Source organism: Pseudomonas sp. B37(2017), from assembly GCF_002112885.1.
In the GTDB taxonomy this organism is placed as follows: Bacteria; Pseudomonadota; Gammaproteobacteria; order Pseudomonadales; family Pseudomonadaceae; genus Aquipseudomonas; species Aquipseudomonas paraglycinae.
Window position 1 is genome coordinate 331,234 of sequence record NZ_NEIX01000005.1, and the last position, 21,381, is coordinate 352,614.

The window sequence follows — 21,381 nt, forward strand, 5'->3', positions numbered from 1 at the left end:
TCTTTGCTATCAAGGCTGCGTCGTGTTTTCTGGCCCCCCTTCCCCGCGTTCGTCCCTGCTGCTGGCGCTGCTGTTCAGCCCGGTGCTGCTGGCGGACGACCTGTTTGTCGACAGTGAGGCCTTGCCGCAGATCCTGACCGCCACGCGCCTGAAACAGTCGCCGGCGGAAGTCCCGGGCAGCATGACCGTACTCGACAGCGAACTGATCAGCGCCAGCGGTGCCCGGGACATCAGCGAGCTGTTGCGGCTGGTGCCGGGGATGATGGTCGGCAACATCAGCGGCAATCAGGCGGTGGTGAATTATCACGGGACCAACGCCACTGAAGCCCGGCGCATGCAGGTGCTGATCGACGGCCGTTCGGTGTACCGCGCCGGCCTCGCGACCGTGGACTGGAGTGACATCCCGGTGGCCATGGAAGACATCGAGCGCATCGAAGTCTTTCGTGGCCCGAACACCGTCAGCTACGGCGCCAACGCGCTGATGGCGGTGGTCAATATCATTACCCGCAATCCCGCTGACAGCCATGGCACGCGACTGAAGCTGACGCACGGCCAACGCGGCATCAACGACTTCTACGCCAGTCAGAGCACCGGCTGGAATGGCGGCGACCTGCGTCTGTCGCTGTCCGGCCAGGAAGACGACGGCTTCGACAGCGACCGTACCGGCGCCGATTACCGCGACAACCGCCGCTTGAACCGCTTCAGCCTCGCCGTCAGCCAGACCCTGAGCGATAACCAGAGCCTGGACTGGCAGGTCAACGCCAAGGACGGTACCAATCAGCGGCCCTATACCTACCGTCCGGTGTTCTCCGGGATTACCGCTGCCGGGAACAATTCCGACGTGGTTGCCAAGGACTACGCCGGGTCGGTGCGCTGGAATCTGGATCTCAATCCCGATCACAGCCTTTATGTGCAAGGCTCGGCGCAACACTGGGACCGCCAGCAGACCTGGCGCGCCTGTGACGCCGAAGTCTCGTTCAGCCCGCAATTGACGGAACTGTGGCAGCTCAACCCGAACTACACCGAACGCCTGGCGCGCAACATGACCCTGTTCACCGGCCCCGGTGCACCCGCCGGCACGCCGCAGGAAATGACCCTGGCCAATCAGGTGCTGGACCAGTGGCGCAACGGTGCGCGCCAGACCCTGTGCGGCGACATTGACCAGAGTGCGCGGGAATCGCGCTACGACCTGGAATTGCAGGACACCCTCAGCCTGTCCGATAGCCTGCGTCTGGTCAGCGGCCTGAACTATCGTTACGACCGTGCCGATTCCGAGACCTATTTCAACGGCACGCTGGACGACACCACCTGGCGCGCATTCGGCCAACTGGAATGGCGCGCCAGCGAACACTGGCTGTTGCAGGGCGGCGCCATGTTCGAAGACACGCAATTGATCGGCAGCTCGCTGACGCCCCGGTTTGCGGTCAACTACCTGTTCAACCTGCGCCACAGCCTGCGCGCGGTGTATTCGGAAGCCATCCGTTCGCCGGACATGTTCGAGAACAACGTCAACTGGAGTTATCAGGTGACCAACCTGCGGCCCGCCGCCTATGGCCAGTCTTCGGCCCGCTACTTCGTCAAGACCCGGGGCCCCGGCGATCTGGACCAGGAGCACATGCGCTCGCGGGAACTGGGCTACAACGGTTATTTCCCGGAATGGGGCCTGGCGCTGGACGTGAAGCTGTTCTACGACGAAATCACCGGGATGATCAGCGAGCCGCTGCGCAACAATCAGTACATCGCCAGCAATGCCAACGATTCGCGCTTTCGCGGCACCGAGACGCAACTGGACTGGCGCCTGAGTGCGGCCGACCGCCTGCGCCTGACCTACGCCTTCGTCGACGCCGAGGCGAGCAACCCGCTGGACCAGCAATTCACCGCACGCAACAGCGGCTCGGCCGGCTGGCTGCGCGATTGGGGCCACGGCTGGAACAGCGCCCTCTTCTATTACGGTGACAACGCGCTCAACGGTTACCGCTTCGAGCGGGTCGACACGCGCATCGCCAAACGCATCGCCCTGGGCAAGGCCCAACTGCAACTGGCCGGCGTGCTGCAACAGCGGCTCGACCATGAGCCGACCACCTTCGTCGACAACAATTACGACGAACGCCGCGTGGTGTATTTCAGCGCCGAGCTGGAGTTCTAGATGCGCTACGCCATGTCACGGAAGATGCCAACTCTCGGCCAATGGCTGGCCGGGCTTTGTCTGTTCCTGACAGCGTGGCTGCATGGCGTGGCGGTGCAGGCGGCCGACATTCTGCTGACTGGCGCCGAGGAAAGCCCCGGCGTGCAGTCCTTCGTTCAGGCCCTGAGCGAACTGCGCCCGACCGATCGCGTGCATTTCCAGCCGCTGGCCAGTTTGCCGGCGCCGGGCAAGTTGCCTTCGAGCCTGCGCCTGATTTTGCTGGATCTGCCGAGCCTCGACTGGCGCATGCAGGAAAGCCAGGGCCCGGCGACGTTGGTGCTGCGCATCAGCCGCCTGCAAGCCCGACAACGCTTCGGCGACACGCAACCGCCCCACTTGAGCCTGCTCTGGGCCGATCCGCCGCTGAGCCGTCAGTTGCAACTGATCCGCCGGATCCTGCCCCAGGCCGGGCGAGTCGGCGTGCTGTTCGATCAGCACAGCGAGTTCCTGCTCAAGGAACTGCAATCGGCCGCCCAGCCGCTGAATCTGCAAATCGTCCCGCAACGCTGGGACGACACCCACGACAGCCGCCCCTTGCAGACGGTGCTGAAAAACAGCGACGTGCTGCTGGGCCTCGACGACCCTGACCTGTACAACCCGAAAACCGCAAAAAACCTGTTGCTCAGCAGTTACTCTCGGCAACTGGCGCTGGTCGGCCCGAATGTCGCCTTCGTCCGTGCCGGCAGTCTGGCCAGTACCTACAGCGATCAGAACGATTGGCTGGCCGTCCTCGACGAACTGCTCGACCGGCCACCGGCCACCTGGCCGCGCACGCTCTACCCCGGGCGTTTTAAAGTCTCAAGTAATGCGCAGGTGGCTCGTTCCTTAGGGATAGAACCGATGAATGAAGCGTCTGTCGCCGCAGAGCTGGCCGAAGGAGAGCGCCGCCCATGATTTTCCGCCGTTGGGACATCAACACCCGCACCCAGTTGATCAGCCTGGGCCCTGCGCTGTTGCTGACCTTGCTGCTGATCAGCTTTTTCACCTTCGTGCGCATTCAGGATTTGCGTCAGGAGCTGAACCACACCGGCCAGTTGATCGCCAACCAGCTCGCACCGGCCACCGAGTACGGGGTGATTTCCGGCAACAACGAAGTCCTTGAAAGCCTGCTCAAGGCCACGCTGGCCACGCCGAACGTGCGGTTTCTGGAAGTGCAGGACAGCGCCAACCGGATTCTGGCCTATGTCGAACAGCCGGCGGATGCGCACAATCGTCCGCATCAGGTCGAGGTGTTCCAGGCGCCGGTGCGGCTGCAACGCATCGCCCTGCACAACGATTTCTTTCAGGACGGCAAGAGCAATCCCGGCGTGGCCAGCGAGGATTATCTGGGGCGGGTGATCGTCGGGCTGTCGAATGACGCCTTCAGCCAGCGCCAACAGGAGATTTTGCTCAAGGCCGGGATTCTGGCGTTGTTCGCCCTGCTCTTCACGTTTGTGCTGGCGCGGCGGCTGGCCGGCAGCCTTTCCCAGCCGATCCGCGACATCGGCAATGCGGTCAAGGCGATTCAGGACGGCGACTACAAGACCCCGCTACCGATTGTCGATGACACCGAGCTGGGCGCCCTGTCCCAGCACATCAACAACCTGGCCCAGGCGCTGGAACAGGCCAGCCGCGAACAGCATCAGGCGATGGCGCAACTGATCCAGACCCGCGAAGAGGCGGAGAAGGCCAACAACGCCAAATCGGATTTCCTGGCGATGATGAGCCATGAACTGCGCACCCCGATGAACGGTGTGCTGGGCATGCTGCAATTGCTCGAAACCACCGAGATGACCGAGGAGCAGGTCGAGTACGCGGCGCTGGCTTCCGAGTCCACCGAGCATTTGCTCAAGGTGATCAACGATATTCTGGATTTCTCGCGCATCGAGCGTTCGGAACTCGAGCTGGAGCACATTCCGTTCAACCTCGCCGAGGTGATCGGCGCCTGCGCCCAGTCGTTCCAGCACAGTGCGGCGCAACGCGGGCTGGCCCTGCAACTGCGTATCCCCGAAGACATGCGCGACTTGCAGGTACAGGGCGATCCGACGCGGATCCGGCAGATTCTGGTCAACCTGGTCGGAAACGCGCTGAAGTTCACCGAACAAGGGCGCGTCAGCATCGAGGCGCAGTGGCAGTCACTGGATCACGAATTGCTGTGGTTCACCTGCGCGGTGCGTGACAGCGGCATCGGTATTTCGCCGGAGAGCCTGGAGCTGATGTTCAACGCGTTCCAGCAGGCCGACAGCTCGATTTCCCGTCGTTATGGCGGCACCGGCCTGGGCCTGCCGATTGCCCGCACCCTCGCCGAGCGGATGGGCGGTACTTTGCGCGCTCAGAGCGAAGAAGGTCGCGGATCGGTCTTCACCCTGGAAATACCGCTGGCTTTATATAAGCAGGCCCTGCCCGCGCTGGCGGCACCGCGCACGTTGAACGGCGACGGTCACGGCGAAGGGCGCAATGTGCTGCTGGTGGAGGACAACCCGGTCAACCAGACGGTGATCGAAGCCATGTTGCGCAGCCTCGGCTTTACCGTCAGCGTCGCCACCGATGGCGTGCAGGCGGTACGCAGCGCCGGGGACAGCCGTTTCGAAGCGATCCTGATGGATTGCCGCCTGCCGCTCATCGACGGATACGAGGCGACCCGCCAGATCCGCCGCCTGCCCGGTTGCGGCCATGTGCCGATCATCGCCCTGACCGCCAATGCATTGCAGGGCGACCGGGAAAACTGCCTGTCGGCGGGCATGAACGATTACCTGGCCAAGCCATTCAAACGCAATGATCTGCAGCAGATTCTGCAGCGCTGGGTGCAGTAACGGGGCCCTTTCGAGCATCTGCGACTGGCGTGAAAAGCGAAAGTGCGGCAGTCTTAGGCACCCGAACGGGCCTCAAAAGGGGCTTGATTAAAAATTTCAGTGCACAAGTGTACATTCATGTCCTTGGTGCTGTGACTTTCACCACAACGCAATAGTCTATGAGTAGGCTGCCGGTTCGAGGCATGAACGCGTCGATCGGCCGGGAAGATTTGCCCCACCTGCCGCATGGGATTATTGAGGAGCTCGCATGACCAAACAAAACGCCTTTACTCGGGAAGACCTGCTGCGCTGCAGTCGCGGTGAGCTGTTCGGCCCAGGTAACGCGCAACTGCCCGCCCCGAACATGCTGATGGTGGATCGCATCACCCTGATCAGCGAAGAAGGCGGCAAGTACGGCAAAGGTGAATTGGTCGCCGAGCTGGATATCAACCCTGACCTGTGGTTCTTCGCGTGCCACTTCGAAGGCGATCCGGTGATGCCGGGCTGCCTGGGTCTGGACGCCATGTGGCAACTGGTCGGTTTCTTCCTGGGCTGGCAAGGCCTGCCGGGCCGTGGCCGTGCGCTGGGTTCGGGCGAAGTGAAATTCTTCGGCCAGGTCCTGCCGACCGCCAAGAAAGTCACCTACAACATTCATATCAAGCGCGTCCTCAAGGGCAAGCTGAACCTGGCCATCGCCGACGGTTCGGTGACTGTCGACGGTCGCGAAATCTACACCGCCGAAGGCCTTCGCGTCGGCGTGTTCACCTCCACTGACAACTTCTAAGGGTTATTCGCATGCGCCGCGTCGTTATCACTGGTCTGGGCATTGTTTCGTGCCTGGGCAATGACAAAGAGACCGTCTCCGCTAACCTGCGTGCAAGCCGCCCTGGCATCCGGTTCAACCCGGAATATGCCGAAATGGGTCTGCGTAGCCAGGTTTCCGGCTCCATCGACCTCAACCTTGAAGAGCTGATCGATCGCAAGATCTATCGCTTCGTCGGCCACGCAGCGGCTTACGCCTACCTGGCCATGAAAGACGCCATCGCTGACTCCGGTCTGACCGAAGAGCAGGTATCCAACCCGCGTACCGGCCTGATCGCAGGTTCGGGCGGCGCGTCGACCCTGAACCAGATGGAAGCGCTGGACATCCTGCGCGAGAAAGGCGTCAAGCGCGTCGGCCCATACCGTGTAACGCGGACCATGAGCAGCACCGTTTCGGCTTGCCTGGCCACACCGTTCAAGATCAAGGGCCTGAACTACTCCATCGCTTCTGCCTGCGCCACCAGTGCTCACTGCATCGGTACCGCCATGGAACAGATCCAGATGGGCAAGCAGGACATCGTGTTCGCCGGTGGCGGTGAAGAGGAGCACTGGAGCCAGTCGTTCCTGTTCGACGCAATGGGCGCTCTGTCCAGCAAGCGTAACGACACCCCGGAACAAGCTTCCCGCGCCTACGACGCCGACCGTGACGGTTTCGTCATCGCCGGCGGTGGCGGCATGGTGGTGGTCGAGGAGCTGGAACACGCTCTGGCCCGTGGCGCGAAGATCTACGCGGAAATCGTTGGCTACGGCGCGACTTCCGACGGCTACGACATGGTGGCACCAAGCGGCGAAGGCGCAATCCGCTGCATGCAGCAGGCGCTGTCCACCGTCGACACCCCGATCGACTACCTGAACACCCACGGCACTTCGACTCCGGTCGGCGACGTCGCGGAAATGAAAGGTGTGCGTGAAGTGTTCGGCGACAAGGCCCCGGCCATCAGCTCCACCAAGAGCCTGTCGGGTCACTCCCTGGGCGCCGCCGGCGTTCACGAAGCGATCTACTGCATGCTGATGATGGAAGGCAACTTCATCGCCGGTTCCGCCAACATCGACGAACTGGACCCTGAAGTGGCCGATCTGCCGGTGCTGACCAAGACCCGCGAGAACGCCACCATCAACACCGTGATGAGCAACAGCTTCGGCTTCGGTGGCACCAACGCCACCCTCGTGCTGAAGCGCTGGGAAGGCAAGTAATTCCCTCCCGCTGAGCCGCACATGAAAACGCCCCGACTGGTTCGGGGCGTTTTTTTTCGCCTGGAGAAAAGCATTTTCAGCGGCGCCAAGATGAAACGTTTGTCATGCAACTTACCGCCCTGCGACTGAATGTCGCGGATTCAGCGGGCTCCAGCGCTGTTGCAGATTTCGCAAGAATACATTGCACAAATCGAGCGTTTACTTAGCAGGCTAACAAAATTTATAACAGAGTCCTGCACACGCCTTGCTGCAGATAACTTGAGATTTGGAGCTAGCAGATGACTGTAAAAGTAACTGAACGCGACGATTCACACATGTCCCATGAAGGCGTAGCCGCCGGCGTACGGATCTGGGATGTGCACCAACAAGACTTACTGGTCGGCATGTTCCACAACGAGATCGACGCCCACAACTACAAGGCCGAACTGGAACTGCAAGAACGCCAGCGGGATCTGAAATCCGCCTGAATCAATACCACAGCATTGAAAACGACAAACCCCGCCATGAGCGGGGTTTGTCGTTGTTGGCTGCTTCAGGGCCGCTTCGCAGCCCGGCGAGACCCGATTACCACATCAGATCATCAGGGATCACATAGGCCGCGTACGGATCGTCCTCGGCATTGACCTCTTCGACCTTCTCGTTGAGCTGCACGATGCGCTGTGGATCGCGCTCCTGAATCTTCAGGGCCGCCTCACGCGGAATCACTTCATAGCCGCCAGCGTGGTGCACGATCGCCAGCGAACCGCTGCTGAGCTTGTTGCGCATCAGCGTGTTGACCGAGATGCGCTTGACCTTCTTGTCGTCGACGAAGTTGTAGTAGTCCTCAGTCGTCAGCTTCGGCAGACGCGAGACTTCGATCAACTGCTTGACCTGTGCAGCGCGGGCCTTGGCTTCCGCCTTCTCCTGCTGCTGACGGTTCAGCTCCTGGTCGCGCTTGACCTTCTCGGCCTGGGCTTCCTGGGCAGCACGCTGCTGGGAGTCGTCCAGCTCGATCTGACCCTTGTGGGCCAGGCGCTGTTGTTTCTGTTTGTCTTTGCTGACCTGCTTGGCCTGCTTTTGGTTGACCAGCCCTGCTTTGAGCAACTGGTCGCGAAGGGAAAGGCTCATTGATGCTTACTCACTTAGGCAACGGCTCAGCCGCAGCTGGGCAAATTCTTTTCCTGACGTTTGGCTTCGCCCCACAGGGCGTCCAACTCTTCGAGGGTGCAATCTTCTATGGGTCGGTGGGTGTCGCGCAATGCCTGTTCGATAAAACGGAAACGTCGTTCGAACTTGCCGTTGGCGCCACGCAACGCGGTTTCCGGATCGACCTTCAGATGCCGGGCCAGATTGACCACGGAAAACAGCAGATCGCCGATCTCGTCGGCCACCGCTTGCGGGTCATTTTCGGACATGGCTTCGAGCACTTCATCGAGCTCTTCACGGACCTTGTCCAGCACCGGCAAGGCATCCGGCCAGTCGAAACCGACCTGCCCGGCGCGCTTCTGCAACTTGGCCGAGCGGGACAGGGCCGGCAATGCAGCCGGCACATCGTCGAGCAGTGACAGTTGCTGCGGCTCGGCGGATTTCTCGGCGCGCTCTTCGGCCTTGATCTCCTCCCAGCGCTGCTTGACCTGCTCTTCGTTCAGACGCGGCACGTCCAGCGGCGCATACAGATCGCCGGTGGGGAACACGTGCGGATGACGACGAATCAGTTTGCGGGTGATGCTGTCGACCACGCCGGCGAATTCGAACCGCCCCTCCTCCCGCGCCAGCTGGCTGTAATACACCACCTGAAACAGCAGATCGCCCAACTCGCCCTGCAAGTGGTCGAAGTCGCCGCGCTCGATGGCGTCGGCGACTTCGTAGGCCTCTTCAAGGGTGTGCGGGACGATGGTCGCGTAAGTCTGCTTGATGTCCCACGGGCAACCGTACTGCGGGTCGCGCAGACGGTTCATCAGGTGCAGCAGGTCTTCAAGGCTGTAGATCGGTTTCATGGAGTCCGGTTACGCCGCGTTTCGATGATGTTCGGCAACTGGGAAATCCGCCCCAGCAACCGCCCCAGCGCGTCCAGACCCGGAATCTCGATGGTCAGGGACATCAGCGCAGTGTTGTCCTCCTTGTTCGAGCGGGTGTTGACCGCCAGCACGTTGATCCGCTCGTTGAGCAGCACCTGCGAAACGTCACGCAGCAGACCGGAACGGTCGTAGGCGCGGATGACGATGTCCACCGGATAGGTGAGCACCGGCACCGGGCCCCAGCTGACCTGGATGATCCGCTCCGGCTCGCGCCCGGCCAGTTGCAGCACCGAGGCGCAGTCCTGACGGTGAATGCTCACGCCACGGCCCTGGGTGATGTAGCCGACGATCGCATCGCCCGGCAACGGCTGGCAGCAGCCGGCCATCTGGGTCATCAGGTTGCCGACACCCTGGATCTGAATGTCGCCGCGCTTGCCCGGTTTGTAGCCGGTGGCCTTGCGCGGAATCAGTTCCAGCTGTTCGTTGCCGCGTTCCGGCTCGACCAGCTGTTGCGCCAGGTTGACCAGTTGCGCCAGACGCAGGTCGCCAGCCCCGAGGGCGGCGAACATGTCTTCGGCGGTTTTCATGTTGGCCTTGTCGGCCAGCTTGTCGAAATCCACCGCCGGCAGACCGAGGCGATTGAGTTCGCGTTCGAGCAGGGTCTTGCCCGCCGCGACGTTCTGGTCGCGCGCCTGCAACTTGAACCAGTGCACGATCTTCGCCCGCGCCCGGGACGTGGTGACGTAGCCCAGGTTCGGGTTCAGCCAGTCGCGGCTCGGGGTGCCGTGCTTGCTGGTGATGATCTCGACCTGCTCGCCGGTCTGCAGGCTGTAGTTGAGCGGGACGATGCGCCCGTTGATCTTCGCGCCACGGCAGTTGTGACCGATTTCGGTGTGCACGCGGTAGGCGAAGTCCAGCGGCGTCGCGCCTTTCGGCAAGTCGATGGCGTGACCGTCCGGGGTGAAGATGTAGACCCGGTCCGGCTCGATATCGACTCGCAGCTGTTCGGCGAGACCACCGATGTCGCCCAGCTCTTCGTGCCACTCGAGGACCTGACGCAGCCAGGAGATTTTCTCTTCGTAGTGGTTCGAGCCGGACTTGACGTCGGTGCCCTTGTAGCGCCAGTGCGCGCAGACGCCGAGCTCGGCCTCTTCGTGCATCGAATGGGTACGGATCTGGACTTCCAGCACCTTGCCTTCCGGACCGATCACCGCCGTGTGCAGCGAGCGGTAGCCGTTCTCTTTCGGGTTGGCGATGTAGTCGTCGAACTCTTTCGGGATGTGCCGCCACAGGGTGTGGACGATGCCGAGCGCGGTGTAGCAGTCGCGCATTTCCGGCACCAGCACGCGCACCGCACGCACGTCATAGATCTGGCTGAATTCCAGACCCTTGCGCTGCATTTTGCGCCAGATCGAATAGATGTGTTTGGCCCGGCCGCTGATGTCGGCTTCGACGCCGGTGGCCTGCAATTCGTCCTTGAGCTGGGTCATCACGTCGGCGATGAAACGCTCGCGATCCAGCCGCCGCTCGTGCAGCAGCTTGGCGATCTGTTTGTACTGATCGGGTTCCAGGTAACGGAAGGACAAGTCCTCCAGTTCCCATTTGATATGACCGATGCCGAGTCGATGCGCGAGCGGCGCATAGATGTCGAACACTTCCCGGGCGACCCGGTTACGTTTTTCGTCGTCGGCGGTTTTCACCGCGCGGATCGCGCAGGTGCGTTCGGCGAGTTTGATCAGCGCGACACGCACGTCGTCGACCATCGCCACCAGCATCTTGCGCAGGTTTTCCACCTGGCCCTGGGTGCCGAGGACCATCGACTGGCGAGGGCTGAGGCTGGCACTGATCGCCGCCATGCGCAGCACGCCGTCGATCAGCTTGGCGACCACCGGGCCGAAGCGCTGGCTGACCGCCGCGAGTTCGATCTGGCCTTCGCGCACGCCGCGATAGAGAACCGCAGCCACCAGCGAATCCTGATCGAGCTTGAGGTCGGCGAGTATCTCGGCGATCTCAAGGCCCGTGCTGAAACTGCCGCTGCCTTCGGACCAGAGATTCTTCGCCGCATTGGATTGTTGCTCGGCCTGGCGAGCGTACTCGCAGGCCTCTTTCAAGGCTTCGCGATCCAGTGCCAGATCGACACTGACCGCATGATCGAGCCAAGCCTCGAGATTGATACTGCCGTCAGTGTTGATCGGCTGGTGTGCTCTCACCTGTACCATCTTGCTTTACCTTCCCTACGACGCAGATTCAATGCGTCAAATCACTGACCTTCAATGCCCGTTCGCGCTCGCGGGGCCAATGCGAGCGCTACGGACGACCAGTCGGATCAGACGAGCCATCCTGGCTCGCTTCAAATAACGCCATGGCCTCGACATGTGCCGTCTGAGGAAACATATCGAGAATCCCGGCACGTTTTAACCGGTAGCCCTGCTTGATCAATTCGACCGTATCGCGCGCCAGAGTTGCAGGGTTGCACGACACGTACACCAACCGTTCGGCGCCCAGGGTCGCCAGCTTGCGCACCACCTCGAAAGCACCGTCACGCGGTGGATCCAAGAGTACCGCAGAAAAGCCGTTTCCGATCCACTGAGCATCGGTCAAAGGCTGGGATAAATCGGCCTGAAAAAACTTTGTGTTATGCAAATTGTTGCTGGCGGCATTTGCCGCCGCACGATCGACCATGGTCTGCACACCTTCGACCGCCACCACTTCACGCGCGGCTTTCGCCAGCGGCAGTGCGAAGTTGCCCAGACCGCAAAACAGGTCGAGCACGCGTTCATCGCTCGTCGGTTTCAACCAGTCCAGCGCTTGCGCGACCATGGCCTCGTTGACCCCGGCGTTGACCTGAATGAAATCCCCCGGCCGGTAGGCCAGTTGCAGATCCCATTGTTCCAGGCGGTAACCGAGCGACTGTGCATCATCCACCGGCTGCGGTTCGCCTTCGCCATGCAGCCAGAGCTGCGCTTCATGGAACGCGCAGAAATCCTTGAGGATCGTCAGGTCGGCTTCGGACAGCGGCGCCATGTGACGCAGCAGTACGGCAAGTGACGAGCCACTGAACAATTCGACATGCCCCAGCGCCTGAGGTTTGCTCAGGCGACGAAGCATCTCCGGCAAGCGGGTCATGATCGGCTGCAAGGGCTGTACCAGCACCGGGCATTCGCTGATCGCGACGATGTCCTGGCTGCCGGCGGCACGGAAACCGACCTCAAGCTTTTTGGCCTTGCTGTCCCAGCGCACGGCGATCCGGGCGCGGCGACGGTAGCCGAATTCGGGACCGGTCAACGGCGCCGCCCATTCCTCGGGTTCGGCACCGGCGACTCGCGACAACTGCTCGGCGAGCATGCGCTGTTTCAGGGCAAGCTGTTCGTTGTGGGGCAGATGCTGAACGCTGCAACCGCCGCAGCGGCCGGCGTGCTGGCAAGGTGCGGGACGGCGCAATTCACTGGCGGTGAATACGCGCTCGGTGCGCGCCTCGACCACTTTGCCGTGGGCGCCGAGCACCCGGGCTTCGACCTCTTCACCGGCGAGGGCGCCGAGGACGAACCAGGTTTTGCCTTCAAAAAACGCGATGCCACGACCGTCATTAGCCAGGCGCTCGATGCTCAGGCGCTGCTTTTTGCCGGTCGGGATTTGCGGGGCCTTGCTGCCGCCGGTGGGCTGGAAGCGCAGGCCTCTCTCGTGCTTGGCCATCAGTTGGGCGCGTCGAAAATGCCGGTCGACAGGTAACGGTCGCCACGGTCGCAGATGATCGCGACGATCACCGCGTTTTCAACCTCTTTGGATAGGCGCAGCATCGCTGCCACTGCACCGCCCGAGGACACGCCGCAGAAGATGCCTTCTTCGCGGGCCAGACGACGAGTCACGTCCTCGGCTTCGCTTTGCGCCATGTCGACGATGCGGTCGACACGCTCGGCCTGATAGATCTTCGGCAGGTATTCCTGCGGCCAGCGGCGAATGCCGGGAATGGCCGAGCCTTCCATCGGTTGCAGGCCGACGATCTGCACGTTGTCGTTCTGCTCCTTGAGGTAGCGCGACACGCCCATGATGGTGCCGGTGGTGCCCATGGAGCTGACGAAATGGGTGATGGAGCCCTGGGTCTGACGCCAGATTTCCGGGCCGGTGGTGGTGTAGTGCGCTTCAGGATTGTCGCCGTTGGCGAACTGATCCAGCACCTTGCCACGGCCTTCGGCTTCCATCCGCTGGGCGAGATCACGAGCGCCTTCCATGCCCTCTTCCTGACTGACCAGAATCAGCTCCGCGCCGTACGCGGTCATCGCCGCTTTACGCTCGGCGCTGGAATTGTCCGGCATGATCAGGATCATCTTGTAACCCTTGATCGCGGCGGCCATCGCCAGGGCGATCCCGGTGTTGCCCGAGGTCGCTTCGATCAGCGTATCGCCTTCGTGGATCTGCCCGCGCAACTCGGCACGGGTGATCATCGACAGCGCCGGACGATCCTTGACCGAACCCGCCGGGTTGTTCCCTTCGAGCTTGAGCAAAAGGGTGTTGCTGGTGACACCGGGCAGGCGCTGCAAACGCACCAGCGGCGTGTTGCCGACGCAATCGGCGATGGTTGGGTACTGCAAGGTCATGGCGTTTTTCGCAATCCGGACAGCGGGGGCGCCTATCATACCGGCAAACCTGCGCAGGCCATATCACGCAAAGTGTGGTGTTTATGGTTTCTTGGAATAAGCAGTAAAAGTCTCACCAGTGGTGAGACTTTTTTAAAAGAGTGTCAGCAGTGCTGACACTTTCCTGTGCCGCTCACACAATCTGCGGGCGGCTCAAGTCCACGGTGGGAGCTGGCTTGCCAGCGAAGACGTCGGGACTGGCAGCACTGTCATCCGCCACCAACCGCAGATTCAGTCGCAATCCCGACGGTCCGTTCTCGGCCCACAGGGTTCCGCCCTGGCGTTGCACCGCGTTCCTCGCGATGCTCAGGCCCAGACCAAATCCACCGTCCCCCGGCCGCGAGCCGTCGAGGCGGATGAAGGGCGAGAAGATCCGTTCCAGATCCGCTTCGGCCACGCCGCCGCCCTCGTCCTCCAGCCACAGGTGCCAGTAATCGCCATCCCGTCGACCGTCGAGCCGCACGATGCCGCCCGGTGGCGAATGGCGAATGGCGTTGCGCAGGATGTTTTCCAGGGCCTGGGCCAGGGTGTTGAGATTGCCGCGTACCCAGCAGGAAGCTTCAACCCCGCACTGCAACTGCCCGACCGGACAGCAGCTTTCGTAGCAGGCGTTTTCGGTGAGCATTTCCCACAGCGCCTGAATCTGGATCGCTTCGTCCGGCAACGGTGCGCGCTCGGTGTCGAGCCAGGCCAGTTGCAGGGTGTCTTCCACCAGTCGCTGCATCACGTCGACTTCGCGACCGATGCGCTCGCGCAACGGTTGCAGTTGCTGCTCGCTTTCGCTGGCGACCCGCAGCCGGCTCAGGGGTGTGCGCAGTTCGTGGGACAAATCGCGCAGCAGTTGCTGTTGCAGGGCCACGGTGGATTGCAGGCGTTCGGACATCGAGTCGAAGGCACGGGCCAGTTCGCCGAGTTCATCGGGGCGCTGGGTGATGCCGCTCGACAACCGCACATTCAATTGATCGGCGCGCCACGCATTGGCTTGCTCGCGCAGATTGTTCAGCGGCACCACCAGCAGGCGATACAGGCCGACGCACAGCAGCAAGGTGAACAGGCCGGGAATCACACCGTTGGTGATGACCCGCCAGAACACTCGGTATTTCCCGGGCAGAAATCGCTCGGGCAACTCGATGACCAGACTGCCGGCAGTCGGGTCAGTGGGGAACGGTACCCGCAGCCACGGCCGACCCTTTTTGTGAATCGGCCAGTCAAGGCCTCGCAGGAAAGTCAGGTGCTGAAGCTCTTGAGCGTTCAATGGCTGGCTGCCCAGCGACTGCAGATTGCCGCCGATCACGCCGACCCAGCCGGCTTCGCGCAGCTCCATGCTTTGCAACCAGCTATCGATGCCATCGCGCTCGCCCTGCTGCCAGGCGCGCTCGGCCTCGGCGGCATAACGGCTCAGGGTGCGACGGGCGTCATCGGAGAGGAACTGATTGCGCTGTTCCATGTACCGGCCCCAGGACCAGCTCAGCCAGATCATCAGCAGACAGAACGCCACCAGCAGGCAGGCGAGTTTCCAGAACAGCGAGTGCCGGCCCGGCAGGTCAGACACTTTCATCGACGGCACTCAGGACGTAACCCTTGCCCCACACCGTGCGCACTTCACGCTCGGTGTAGCCGACCGACTTGAGTTTGCGGCGGATCTGGCTGATGTGCATGTCGAGGCTGCGATCGTGGGCCGCATAACCGCGTTGCAGGACATGCTGATAAAGGAAGGCCTTGCTAAGCACTTCCTCGTCGTTGCGGTTGAGGGTTTCCAGCAGGCGGTATTCGCTGCGGGTCAGGCCGGCGGGCTGGTCGAGGTAGAACACGTCGCACTGCTCGTCGTCGAAACGCAGCCCGCCGACCGGCACTACCGGGGTGACGGCAGCCGGACGACGGTCGAGGGCGACCCGGCGCAGGATCGCTTCGATCCGCACATGCAGCTCGGCCATGCTAAAGGGTTTGGGCAGATAGTCGTCAGCGCCGAGACGGAAGCCGCTGATACGGTCGGCTTCGGCACCGAGGGCCGACATCAGCAACACCGGCGTGGAATGGCTCTGGCGCAGTTGGGTCAGGACATTCAATCCGTCGAGTCCCGGCAACAGAATATCCATCAACACCACGTCGAACGGCTGACGCCGGGCGATGCTCAGGCCTTCACTGCCGTTCTGGCACCAGGTGACCTGGAAGCCGCTGCGGCCCAGTTGCTCATGGACATAGGCACCGAGGACGGGATCGTCTTCGATGGAAAGAATGCGGGGCTGGCCAATAGAGACAGGAGTCATGACTATCTGCAAATAATTCTCAGTTGGGCGATTATTCAAGATTGCCCGGCGCCCGGCAACCCAAGCTTGACCTGTCGGACAGATGACCGCTCCCCAAGCGAAGGACGACGACATCATTTTTCCCAAGATTGCCCGCAAGCAAATCGCTACACTGCGCCGATACCGCGTGCCGGACGCACGTGTGAGTCAACGATCAGCGGGATGCAGGAGAAAGGCGTGCTCAAGAAACTGGGAATCAAAGGTCGCGTATTGTTGCTGACCCTGTTGCCGACCAGCCTGATGGCACTGGTGCTGGGCGGGTATTTCACCTGGACGCAGCAGTCCGACCTGCAAACCCAACTGATGCAGCGCGGCGAAATGATCGCCGAGCAACTGGCTCCGCTGGTGGCACCGGCCATGGGCCACGGCGATGCCGAACTGCTCGAGCGCATCGCCACCCAGTCCCTCGAACAACCGGACGTGCGCGCCGTGACTTTCCTCGCGCCCGACCGCGCTCCCCTCGCCCACGCCGGCCCGACCATGCTCAATCAGGCACCGAGCGGCGACAGCGCGCACTTGCTGCGACGCAGCGGCAACGACGCCACCCGCTATCTGCTGCCGGTCTTCGGCAAACACCGCAACCTCGCTGGCGAGCTGATCCCGCAAGAGTCCGACCGCCTGCTCGGCTGGGTCGAACTGGAGCTGTCGCACAACGGCATGTTGTTGCGCGGCTATCGAAGCCTGTTCGCCAGCCTGCTGCTGATCGGCGCAGGACTGGCCGGCGCCGCGCTGCTGGCCTTGCGCATGGGCCGCACGATCAACCGCCCGCTGAGCCAGATCAAACAGGCCGTCGCGCAGCTCAAGGACGGTCACCTGGAAACCCGTCTGCCACCGCTGGGCAGCCAGGAACTGGATGAACTGGCGTCCGGCATCAACCGCATGGCCGGCACCCTGCAAAACGCCCGCGAAGAATTGCAGCACAGCGTCGATCAGGCCACCGAAGACGTGCGCCAGAACCTGGAAACCATCGAGATCCAGAACATCGAGCTGGACCTGGCCCGCAAGGAAGCGCTGGAAGCGAGCCGGATCAAATCCGAATTCCTCGCCAACATGAGCCATGAAATCCGCACGCCGCTCAACGGCATTCTCGGCTTCACCCACCTGTTGCAGAAAAGCGAGCTGACCCCGCGCCAGCTCGACTACCTGGGCACCATCGAAAAGTCCGCCGACAGCCTGCTGGGGATCATCAACGAGATCCTCGATTTCTCGAAGATCGAGGCCGGCAAGCTGGTGCTCGACCATATCCCGTTCAACCTGCGCGACCTGTTGCAGGACACCCTGACCATCCTCGCCCCCGCTGCCCACGCCAAGCAGCTGGAACTGGTGAGTCTGGTGTACCGCGACACGCCGCTGTCGCTGGTCGGCGATCCGCTGCGCCTCAAGCAGATCCTGACCAACCTGGTGAGCAACGCGATCAAGTTCACCCGCGAAGGCACCATCGTCGCCCGCGCCATGCTCGAAGAAGAAAACGACGACAGCGTGCAGTTGCGCATCAGCATTCAGGACACCGGCATCGGTTTGTCGAACCAGGACGTGCGCGCGTTGTTCCAGGCCTTCAGCCAGGCTGACAACTCGCTGTCGCGCCAACCCGGCGGCACCGGTCTGGGGCTGGTGATTTCCAAGCGCCTGATCGAACAGATGGGCGGCGAGATCGGCGTCGACAGCACGCCGGGGGAAGGCTCGGAATTCTGGATCAGCCTGAACCTGCCCAAGACCCGCGACGACGCCGAAGACCTGCCTTCCGCGCCCTTGCTCGGGCGTCGGGTGGCGGTACTGGAAAACCACGAACTGGCGCGTCAGGCCCTGCAGCATCAACTGGAAGACTGCGGCCTCGACGTCACGCCGTTCAATACCCTGGAAAGCCTGACCAATGGCGTTACCGGCGCCCATCAGACCGATCAGGCCATCGATCTGGCCGTGCTCGGCATCACCAGCAATGACATGCCGCCGGAACGCCTCAACCAGCACATCTGGGACCTTGAACACCTCGGTTGCCGGGTGCTGGTGTTGTGCCCGACCACCGAGCTGACGCTTTATCACCTGTCGGTGCCCAACCCTCACAGTCAGCTGCAATCGAAACCGGCCTGCACCCGCAAACTGCGCCGGGCCTTGTCAGACATGGTCAACCCGCGCCAGCCGCGCAGCGAACCGGGCGAACCGTTGTCGAGCCGCGCACCGAAAGTGCTTTGTGTCGACGACAACCCGGCCAACCTGTTGCTGGTGCAGACGCTGCTCGAAGACATGGGCGCCAAGGTGCTGGCCGTGGAAAGCGGTTACGCCGCGGTCAAGGCAGTGCAGAACGAAACCTTCGATCTGGTGCTGATGGACGTGCAGATGCCCGGCATGGACGGACGCCAGAGCACCGAAACCATTCGCCAGTGGGAAAGCGAGCGGCACTGCACGCCGTTGCCAATCGTTGCCCTCACCGCTCACGCCATGGCCAATGAAAAACGCGCGCTGCTGCAAAGCGGCATGGACGACTACCTGACCAAGCCGATCAGCGAGCGGCAACTGGCGCAGGTGGTGCTGAAGTGGACGGGCCTTGCGTTGCGCAATCAGGCGCCGGACCGTGGCGGCGAAAGCCTGCTGGGCAATCAGGAACTGCCGATTCTCGATCACGAGGAAGGTTTGCGCCTGGCCGCCGGCAAAGCGGATCTGGCGGCGGACATGCTGGCGATGCTGCTGGCCTCGCTCGAGGCTGATCGCGAAGCCATCCGCACGGCCCGCGACAATCAGGATCAGAACAGTCTGCTCGAACGGGTGCACCGCCTGCACGGCGCCACGCGTTACTGCGGTGTGCCGCAATTGCGCGCCGCCTGCCAGCGCAGCGAAACCCTGCTCAAGCAACAGGATCCCAAAGCCTCGACCGCGCTGGACGAGCTGGAACGGGCGATCAATCGTCTGGCGGCCCAGGCGAAGATCAGCGCCTGATCCACGGCAATGCCGGTCAACGCCGACGCAGCTAAAGTTGTCGCGGGTGATTTGCGCCCGCGTCGATGCTCCAGGAGGATTTCATGCGCACGATCGTTTTCAGCAGCCAGACCTACGACCGCGACAGTTTCCTCGCCGCCGACTGCCCGGCCGGGATCGAACTGCACTTCCAGTCAGCCCGGCTCAGCCTCGATACCGCAGCGCTGGCCGAACATCACGAAGTGGTCTGCGCGTTCATCAACGATGACCTGAGCGCGCCGGTGCTCGAACGTCTGGCTGCGGGCGGCACTCGCCTGATCGCCTTGCGTTCGGCCGGCTACAACCATGTGGATCTGGCCGTCGCCAAACGTCTGGGGCTGGCTGTCGTGCGCGTACCGGCCTACTCGCCCCATGCGGTGGCCGAACATGCGGTGGCGTTGATCCTCGCCCTCAACCGCCGTCTGCACCGCGCCTACAACCGCACCCGCGAAGGTGATTTCAGCCTGCACGGGCTCACCGGTTTCGATCTGGTGGGCAAAACCGTCGGCATCGTCGGCACCGGACAGATCGGCGCGACCTTTGCGAAGATCATGCACGGTTTCGGCTGTGAACTGCTGGCTTACGACCCTTATCCGAACCCTGCCGTCGAAGCCTTGGGCGCACGCTACCTGAGCCTGCCGGACCTGCTGGCGCAAGCACGTATCATCAGCCTGCACTGCCCGCTCAACGAACAGAGCCGTCACCTGATCAACCGCGATTCGCTGGCGCACATGCAACCGGGGGCAATGCTGATCAACACCGGGCGCGGCGGTCTGGTGGACACGCCGGCGCTCATCGACGCCCTGAAGGACGGCCAGCTCGGTTATCTGGGACTGGATGTATATGAAGAGGAGGCGCAGCTGTTCTTCGAAGATCGCTCCGATCTGCCGCTACAGGACGACGTGCTGGCGCGGCTGCTGACGTTCCCGAATGTGATCGTCACTGCGCATCAGGCATTCCTGACCCATGAGGCGCTGGGCGCGATTGCCGCGACCACCTTGCACAACATCGCGACCTGGGCGGCAGGTACGCCGCAGAACCAGGTCGAAGGCTGAGGGATCGGACTCAGACCGGGGGCGGCGTCGGGGTAATCGCCACGCACAGGATCAACAGCGCCAGCCAGCCGAACCCCAGCAAACGTTGCTTGAGGGAGTGGCCGCTGCGCAGCAGGAACCAGACAAACACCAGCGGCATCAGAAACGCCATGATCTTCAGCCAGCCTTCCACCGGGCGCGAACCGTCCGGGTTCAACACCGGTTCGACAGGCTGCGAACGACGGCGTCGCCCCGCCGCCGCCGGCATGATCTTCGGCCGCTCGGGAGCCGGCGGCGGAACGAAGGCCTCGGGCACTGCCTTGTTACGCGGCAGGCTGCCAAAGGAAATCGTCGACGCGCCCTTTTCGGCGTGAGGAGCCTGTGCATCTGCCAGCGGAGCCCCGCAATGAATGCACGCCGTGGCTTCGGAGCTGATGCTCCGCTTGCATTCATAACATTCGATCAGCGCCATGTTCCGTTCCTTGAAAATGAAGGCGGCAGTTTGCCACGACTGCGGTGTCGATTTGAACCTGATCGAAGGTCGCACGCGCGCATCATTCTGCAATCAAGCCCGTGCTAGCATGTCGCGCATATTTGGAGGACCCATGGTCGAACACGATTTCCGCTACACCCTGATGAACCCGCAACACACCCTCACCGAATGCCGCGCCCTGGTTCCGGGCCGTTATCAGGTCACCGGCAACGGTGGCTCGATCCGCATCGGCGACGTGCTGGTCGTGACCCTCAAAGGCAGCAAGGACTTGTCCATGCGCCTGACCGTCGACACCGTCCGCCACCTGATCAACCCGCCGGGTCAATGGACTGCTATGACCACCGGCCCGGTGTTCGGTGAGCTGGCGATCCACACCTGGCAGGTCAACTGCGACAGTTGCGCCAAAGAGCTGAGCTTCGAATTCGCGGTGGACGCCAAACTGGGCAAGCCTGCGGAAAAACCGGCCGCCACGGCACGTATTGCGGAGCTGGGCTGGAAAGCCGTCGGCGACAAGCACCTGTGCCCGAAATGCCAGGAGCCGGCGTGATGAAACACCTGGCCCTGACCGCCGCTGTCGGCGCCGGCCTGATGGGTTGCGCCGCGGAGCCTGTACAACTGCAACAGAACCGCAGTTACATTCTGGAATGGATCGGCGAGCGTCCGCTGATGGACTACAGCCACCTGACCGTGACCCTCGGCGATGATGGCCGGGCGTACGGTAATGGCGGCTGCAACCACTGGTTCGCGCCGTACACCCTGGAAGGCGACAAGCTGAGCTTCGGCAAGATCGGCAAGACCCGCAAACTCTGCGCACCGGCACTGATGGAGCAGGAGCAACGCTTCCTCCAGGCCCTGGAACACGTGGAACGCTGGGACATCTCGCCGATCGAGCAGATGCGCTTCTGGCCTGCTGAAGGCAAGCCGTTGCGCTGGTGGCTGGAAGAAGGTTGATCCTTCGAATCGTTCCCACGCACAGCGCGTGATCGTTCCCACGCT

General features: G+C 62.4%; 18 protein-coding genes. 10 read left to right on the forward strand and 8 right to left on the reverse strand.

The genetic code is table 11. The features are described 5' to 3' along the window. Window positions 1-22: 22 nt before the first annotated feature. The 6 genes from CAF90_RS15810 to CAF90_RS15835 all read left to right on the forward strand — a co-directional run bounded on the left by CAF90_RS15810 (window position 23) and on the right by CAF90_RS15835 (window position 7,439). Complete coding sequence (locus CAF90_RS15810; protein WP_085607379.1) at window positions 23-2,146, forward strand: TonB-dependent siderophore receptor; 2,124 nt, start codon at window positions 23-25, stop codon at window positions 2,144-2,146. Continuing rightward, complete coding sequence (locus CAF90_RS15815; RefSeq protein WP_085607381.1) at window positions 2,147-3,079, forward strand: ABC transporter substrate-binding protein; 933 nt, start codon at window positions 2,147-2,149, stop codon at window positions 3,077-3,079. Next, entirely contained in the window at window positions 3,076-4,977 is a 1,902-nt protein-coding gene (locus tag CAF90_RS15820) for an ATP-binding protein (RefSeq protein ID WP_085607384.1), read from the forward strand. The genes CAF90_RS15815 and CAF90_RS15820 overlap by 4 nt, the downstream gene beginning before the upstream one ends. A gap of 247 nt (window positions 4,978-5,224) precedes the next feature. Beyond that, on the forward strand, window positions 5,225-5,740 hold the full coding sequence (gene fabA / locus CAF90_RS15825; RefSeq protein ID WP_003227150.1) for a 3-hydroxyacyl-[acyl-carrier-protein] dehydratase FabA: 516 nt from the start codon (window positions 5,225-5,227) through the stop codon (window positions 5,738-5,740). A gap of 11 nt (window positions 5,741-5,751) precedes the next feature. Continuing rightward, on the forward strand, window positions 5,752-6,972 hold the full coding sequence (gene fabB, locus CAF90_RS15830) for a beta-ketoacyl-ACP synthase I (protein WP_007957797.1): 1,221 nt from the start codon (window positions 5,752-5,754) through the stop codon (window positions 6,970-6,972). 278 nt (window positions 6,973-7,250) lie between these two features. Further along, entirely contained in the window at window positions 7,251-7,439 is a 189-nt protein-coding gene (locus CAF90_RS15835) for a hypothetical protein (protein WP_007957795.1), read from the forward strand. 97 nt (window positions 7,440-7,536) lie between these two features. On the opposite strand, the gene CAF90_RS15840 is transcribed toward CAF90_RS15835, so the two are convergent. The 7 genes from CAF90_RS15840 to CAF90_RS15870 all read right to left on the reverse strand — a co-directional run bounded on the left by CAF90_RS15840 (window position 7,537) and on the right by CAF90_RS15870 (window position 15,870). Next, window positions 7,537-8,079: a DUF2058 domain-containing protein gene (locus tag CAF90_RS15840; protein ID WP_007957793.1), complete on the reverse strand. Its 543-nt coding sequence runs from the start codon at window positions 8,077-8,079 to the stop codon at window positions 7,537-7,539. Window positions 8,080-8,105: 26 nt separating this feature from the next. After that, window positions 8,106-8,939 (reverse strand): nucleoside triphosphate pyrophosphohydrolase, encoded by an 834-nt coding sequence (mazG, locus tag CAF90_RS15845; protein WP_045121848.1) that lies wholly within the window; start codon window positions 8,937-8,939, stop codon window positions 8,106-8,108. 5 nt (window positions 8,940-8,944) lie between these two features. Continuing rightward, window positions 8,945-11,188, reverse strand: a complete 2,244-nt coding sequence (gene relA / locus CAF90_RS15850) for a GTP diphosphokinase (protein ID WP_007957789.1) — start codon at window positions 11,186-11,188, stop codon at window positions 8,945-8,947. A gap of 88 nt (window positions 11,189-11,276) precedes the next feature. Further along, the gene (gene rlmD / locus CAF90_RS15855; protein ID WP_085607385.1) at window positions 11,277-12,662 is read right to left on the reverse strand and encodes a 23S rRNA (uracil(1939)-C(5))-methyltransferase RlmD; all 1,386 of its coding nucleotides are present in this window, start codon (window positions 12,660-12,662) and stop codon (window positions 11,277-11,279) included. Beyond that, window positions 12,662-13,564, reverse strand: coding sequence for a cysteine synthase CysM (gene cysM, locus CAF90_RS15860; RefSeq protein ID WP_045121847.1), 903 nt, complete (start codon window positions 13,562-13,564; stop codon window positions 12,662-12,664). Before cysM ends, rlmD begins: the two co-directional genes overlap by 1 nt. A 172-nt stretch (window positions 13,565-13,736) precedes the next feature. Further along, entirely contained in the window at window positions 13,737-15,161 is a 1,425-nt protein-coding gene (locus CAF90_RS15865) for a sensor histidine kinase (protein ID WP_085607387.1), read from the reverse strand. Further along, the gene (locus CAF90_RS15870) at window positions 15,148-15,870 is read right to left on the reverse strand and encodes a response regulator transcription factor (protein WP_085607389.1); all 723 of its coding nucleotides are present in this window, start codon (window positions 15,868-15,870) and stop codon (window positions 15,148-15,150) included. The genes CAF90_RS15865 and CAF90_RS15870 overlap by 14 nt, the downstream gene beginning before the upstream one ends. Before the next feature lie 216 nt (window positions 15,871-16,086). On the opposite strand from CAF90_RS15870, the gene CAF90_RS15875 reads away from it, so the two are divergent. Beyond that, complete coding sequence (locus tag CAF90_RS15875) at window positions 16,087-18,840, forward strand: response regulator (RefSeq protein ID WP_085607470.1); 2,754 nt, start codon at window positions 16,087-16,089, stop codon at window positions 18,838-18,840. A gap of 83 nt (window positions 18,841-18,923) precedes the next feature. Beyond that, window positions 18,924-19,913: a 2-hydroxyacid dehydrogenase gene (locus CAF90_RS15880; RefSeq protein ID WP_085607391.1), complete on the forward strand. Its 990-nt coding sequence runs from the start codon at window positions 18,924-18,926 to the stop codon at window positions 19,911-19,913. Window positions 19,914-19,923: 10 nt separating this feature from the next. Here the strand turns inward: CAF90_RS15880 and CAF90_RS15885 are convergent, their stop codons facing one another. Then, window positions 19,924-20,364 (reverse strand): hypothetical protein, encoded by a 441-nt coding sequence (locus CAF90_RS15885; RefSeq protein ID WP_085607393.1) that lies wholly within the window; start codon window positions 20,362-20,364, stop codon window positions 19,924-19,926. 133 nt (window positions 20,365-20,497) lie between these two features. Between CAF90_RS15885 and CAF90_RS15890 the strand changes: the two genes are divergently transcribed. Both CAF90_RS15890 and CAF90_RS15895 read left to right on the forward strand, forming a co-directional pair. Then, the gene (locus CAF90_RS15890) at window positions 20,498-20,932 is read left to right on the forward strand and encodes a hypothetical protein (protein ID WP_007957770.1); all 435 of its coding nucleotides are present in this window, start codon (window positions 20,498-20,500) and stop codon (window positions 20,930-20,932) included. Next, window positions 20,932-21,336, forward strand: a complete 405-nt coding sequence (locus tag CAF90_RS15895) for an META domain-containing protein (RefSeq protein ID WP_007957769.1) — start codon at window positions 20,932-20,934, stop codon at window positions 21,334-21,336. Before CAF90_RS15890 ends, CAF90_RS15895 begins: the two co-directional genes overlap by 1 nt. The last annotated feature ends 45 nt before the right edge of the window (window positions 21,337-21,381 follow it).